The sequence below is a fragment of the Streptomyces sp. NPDC055078 genome (assembly GCF_053607985.1).
Window position 1 is genome coordinate 1 of record NZ_JBSGUP010000670.1, and the last position, 4,444, is coordinate 4,444.

A 4,444-nucleotide genomic window follows, 5' to 3' on the forward strand; every position below is an offset into this window, starting at 1 on the left:
GCCCAGGCATGAATCCTGGGCCGGGCCCTCTTCCACCGGACCGTTCCGTATCCTTTCGGTCCGTCCCGCTGCCCTCCCGTACGCCGCCCGCCGGGCCCTGAACCGTCCGGGCCCGTCAGTCCTGCGCGGCGCCCAGATACGCGGCCTCGACCAGTCGGCTCCCGCCCTGGTCCGACAGATCCAGCGAGGACGACACCCGTCCCTGGTCCAGCAGGAACACGGCGTCGCAGAGCCGTTCCAGCAGGTGCGGATTCTGTTCCATCAGCACCAGCGCCACCCCCTGTGCGCGGATGGTCAGCAGCGATTCGGCGAGATCGGCGATGGCCACCGGAGACAGTCCCAGCGACGGCTCGTCGAGCACGATCGCCCTCGGCTCCTGCACCAGCGCCCGCCCCAGCGCCAGCCACTGCTGCTCGCCGCCGCTCATTGTCCCCGCCTGCGCGCCCGCCTTGCGGGCGAGGATCGGGAAGATGTCCTGGACCCGGCTGAGCCGGTCGGCTGTGAGCCTGAGACCGGCCCCGAAGGCGGCCATGTCGAGGTTCTCCCGGACAGTCAGTTGCGGAAAGACCATCCTGCCCTCCGGGACCAGTGCGAGACGGTGGCGGATCCGCTCGCGCGGTCCCATCCGGGTCAGATCGGTGCCGCCCAGCCGGACGCTCCCGCCGTGCGGCGGCAGTACGCCGATGAGCGACTGCGCCAGACAGGTCTTGCCCGCGCCGTTCCGCCCGATCAGGCCCACGGCGCGCCCGCTGTCGACGGTGAAGCCGATGTTCTCCACCACGGTCACGCCCGGCCGGTAGCCGCCGCTGAGGTCCTTGATCTCCAGCATCAGTCCAGCACCTTCTCTCCGGGAGTTCGCTCCGCCTGCGACGGCGCGGCCGCCGAGCCCAGATACGCCGCCCGTACCTCGCTGTTGCCCAGCACCGCCTCCGTATCGCCCCTGCTGAGCAGCCGTCCCGCGTTCAGCACCATCAGCCGGTCGCAGAGGCTGGAGACCAGCGGGACATCGTGCTCGACCAGACAGAGCGCGGTACGGGGACGGCGCTGCCCGAACTCCTTGAGCGCCTCGACCAGTTCCTGCCGATCCTGAGCGCTGAGGCCCGCTGCCGGTTCGTCCAGGAGCATGACCGGGGGATCGGCGACGGCCGCTCGGGCGACCTCCGCCATCTTCCGGATGCCGTACGGGGCTTCGTCCGGCAGATGGTGCAGATGACCGCCGCAGCCGAAGAGTTCCAGCGTCTCGACCGCGCGCCGGCGCAGCTCGCCGCCGCCCTTCGAGCCGGTGAAGCGTCGGCCGAGACGCGCGCCGATGACCGTGTTCTCCAGGATGGTCAGCGACGGCGCGAGCTGCGGATGCTGGAAGGTCCGTACGACTCCGCGTCGCGCGCGGGCGCCGGGACCGGTGCGGATCATCTCCTTCGAGCCGATGACGATGCTGCCCGCGCTCGCCCGGTACACCCCGCTGAGGACATTCAGCAGTGTGGTCTTTCCGCTGCCGTTGGGGCCGATCAGGCCCAGCCGTGCGCCCGGCTCCAGGGTGATGTCCACATCGTCGAGAGCCTTGACGCCCCCGAAGGAGATGGCGAGCCCGTCGGCCCTGAGCCAGGGCGTCGTGTCCGTGCCCTTGACCATGCCCGTGTCCGTGCCATTGACCATGCCCGTGTCCGTGTCCCTATCCGCGTTTGTCTGGTTCATGGCTTTCTCCGGAGCGTGCGGGTCGAGAAGGCCGCCAGGCCCCGGTCGATGATGCCGCCGATCCCGCTGCGGCCGGTCAGCAGGGCGAGCAGGAGTACGGCTCCGAAGACGATCCCCGTGGAGGACGCCGGGACGACCGACTGGATGTTCTGCGGCAGCGTCCCGACCAGCAGCCCGCCCAGCCATGCGCCCGTGACGCTGCGGGCACCGCCGACCAGCCCCGCCACCAGCAGCGAGATCGACAGGAAGACCACGAACACCGTTGGGTTGAGGAAGCCGACGGTCAGTCCGTACGCGGCCCCCGCGAGCGCTCCGAGCAGCGTGGCCCAGGTCCATACCGCGACCTTGACGAGCCGTACGTGCATCCCGAAGACCTGCGCTGCGGGCGTTGCCTCGCCCACCAGCAGCAGGGTCATGCCCGTACCCCGGCAGAACAGCAGCAGATTGACGGCGGCGAGGACCACGAAGAGAACGGACACCGTGAGCAGCATGGCCTGCGACGAGCCGTCCAGCAGGGTGCCGCCCAGCGTCACCGGGGGCACCGCCGTACCGGCCTCGCCTCCCGTCACCCCCGACATCCAGACCGCGAGATCCGGGATCGCGAACGCGAGGGTGAAGGTGGCGAGTGCCGTGAAGATGCCCGTCAGCCGGACCGTCGGTATCGCGACCAGCGCGCCGATGACCACGCTTGTCGCGATCACCAGCGCCAGGGACGCGATGAGGGACCAGCCCCGGTTGAGCCCCCAGGCCATGGTGTACGCGCCGATGGCCATGAAGGCGCCGGCCGCGAGATTGATCTCGCCCAGCGTGCCGTTGATCGCATTGTTGCCGAGCACGGCGATCGCGTACACCGTGCCGATGGTCAGGGAGTAGCGCAGGGTGGCGTCGCCCAGGGAGCCTGCGGCGACGACCACCGCGGCCAGTACCAGGAGCGAGCCGAGGCGCAGTGGCAGCAGGCCGCCCCGGCCCGACGCCAGCGAGGCCCGGGTACGGAGCCGCTTCTCGGACGGAGACGGCTGGGGGGACGGCCCGGAGGCGGGCTTTCCGGGTGGGAAGGCGGACGGTGGTGTGACAGTACTGGTCATGATGCCTTCAGACTCGGGCGATCGGCCGACGGCCGAAGAGCCCGTGGGGACGGAGGAGCAGCACGGTCATCAGGGTGGCGAACAGCAGGGTCGTGACCAGCTCCGGACTGATGTAGGCAGCCGTCAGATTGGTGGTGACCCCGATGATCATCCCGGCCACGACCGCACCGGGGATGCTGTCGAAGCCGCCGATGACGATCGCGCAGAACCCGAAGACCAGGATGCTGTTGACGCTGGTGGGAGTGAGCGCGTACACCGGCGCGATGAACAGGCCGCACAGGCCGGCGAGTCCGCCGGCGACGACCCAGCTCGCCCGCTTGAGTGTGACCGCGCGGAGCCCCAGGACCTCCGCCGCCGCGGGGTTGTCGTGCACGGCCCGCATCGCGATCCCGGTCCGGGACCGGCGGAAGCCCACGCTCAGCAGCGCCACCGCCAGTCCGCACACGACGAACGAAACGACATCGGCGGTGGACAGGCTGACCGAGCCGACGGAGAGCACGGTGCCTTCGCCCGCCGAGGGGAACGCGCGGGCGTCCGCTCCCAGGAAGTGGTTCTCCAGGCCCTGGAGCAGCACACCCACCCCGATGGTGGCCATGGCGGCCGTCAGCAGCCCGAACCGTTCCAGCGGGACGACGACGAACCGGCCGATCAGGCCCCCGGTCAGCGCGCCCATGCACACGGTCGCCAGCGCGACCAGCACATAGGGCACGCCGCCCTCGTGGAGCCAGTACCCGAAGTAGAGGGCCACCGCGGCGATGTCGCCCTGGGCGAAGCTGACGTAACCCGACACCCGGTAGATGACGATGAGTCCGATACCGGCGAGCGCGAAGATCAGCCCGCTGACGATGCCCGAGACCAGGCTGGCCTGGAAGAGAAACATGGTGGGTCTCCCGTATCCGCTCAGTCCTGCGGTTCCGGCGCGGCGGGCAGCTCAAGGAAGTCGGTGAGCGGCACGAACTTCCCGTTCTTGAGACCGATGATGTTCGCCTTGCGCTGACCGCTGTGGTTCTCCTCCGTCCACTTCAGGCCCTTGATGTACGCGTCGTCATGGGTCAGTCCCGGCATCGCGGCGACGACCTGCCGGCGCGTGGGCACCTTTCCGCCCGCCGCGTCGATCGCGCGCTCCAGGATCTGGTGGCAGACGGTGGCGCTGGTCCAGCCGAGCATCACCATGATGTCCGTGACATCCGCCTTGGGCTTGTGCCGGCCCAGGACGTCGCGGAACTCCTTGGCGGCGGGGGAGTCACCGAGGACGAAAGGCGAGGAGAACACGATGTTCTCCTTGGCGAGCGCGCCTCCGCTCAGTTCGATCAGATTCTTGTTGAGGGCCGCCCAGACCGAGCCCCACTGCGGCTGGTAGCCGATCTTGTCGGTGGCTTTGAAGACCTGAGAGATGACGGGCGCCGTGTTGTTGATGATGACGAAGTCGGCCTTCGACGCCTTGAGTTTCGCGGCGAGTGCGGACTGGTCGGCGGCGGTGGGGACGTAGCTCACCTCGGCGACGGGTTCGAGACCCATCTGCTTCAGCTGCCATCTGGCCCCGGACAGCGTCGGCTTGCCGACGGAGTCGTCGCTGTACGCGATCGCCACCCGCTTCAGACCTTTGGTCTCGACGGCGTACTGCGCGAGCTGGGCGGCGAGGGGTGCGTAGCTCGGGATCTGGA

General features: G+C 69.4%; 5 protein-coding genes. All 5 read right to left on the bottom strand.

Annotated features, from left to right (window positions below):
- Positions 1-115: 115 nt before the first annotated feature.
- Positions 116-829: an ABC transporter ATP-binding protein gene (locus ACWF94_RS34485; protein WP_453497808.1), complete on the bottom strand. Its 714-nt coding sequence runs from the start codon at positions 827-829 to the stop codon at positions 116-118.
- Positions 829-1,695, bottom strand: a complete 867-nt coding sequence (locus ACWF94_RS34490; RefSeq protein WP_453497810.1) for an ABC transporter ATP-binding protein — start codon at positions 1,693-1,695, stop codon at positions 829-831. The genes ACWF94_RS34485 and ACWF94_RS34490 overlap by 1 nt, the downstream gene beginning before the upstream one ends.
- Positions 1,692-2,780: a branched-chain amino acid ABC transporter permease gene (locus ACWF94_RS34495; RefSeq protein WP_453497813.1), complete on the bottom strand. Its 1,089-nt coding sequence runs from the start codon at positions 2,778-2,780 to the stop codon at positions 1,692-1,694. The genes ACWF94_RS34490 and ACWF94_RS34495 overlap by 4 nt, the downstream gene beginning before the upstream one ends.
- 7 nt (positions 2,781-2,787) lie before the next feature.
- Entirely contained in the window at positions 2,788-3,660 is an 873-nt protein-coding gene (locus ACWF94_RS34500; RefSeq protein ID WP_453497816.1) for a branched-chain amino acid ABC transporter permease, read from the bottom strand.
- Between the two features lie 20 nt (positions 3,661-3,680).
- Positions 3,681-4,444: ABC transporter substrate-binding protein (locus ACWF94_RS34505; RefSeq protein ID WP_453497819.1), on the bottom strand; the 764-nt coding region annotated here is incomplete at its 5' end.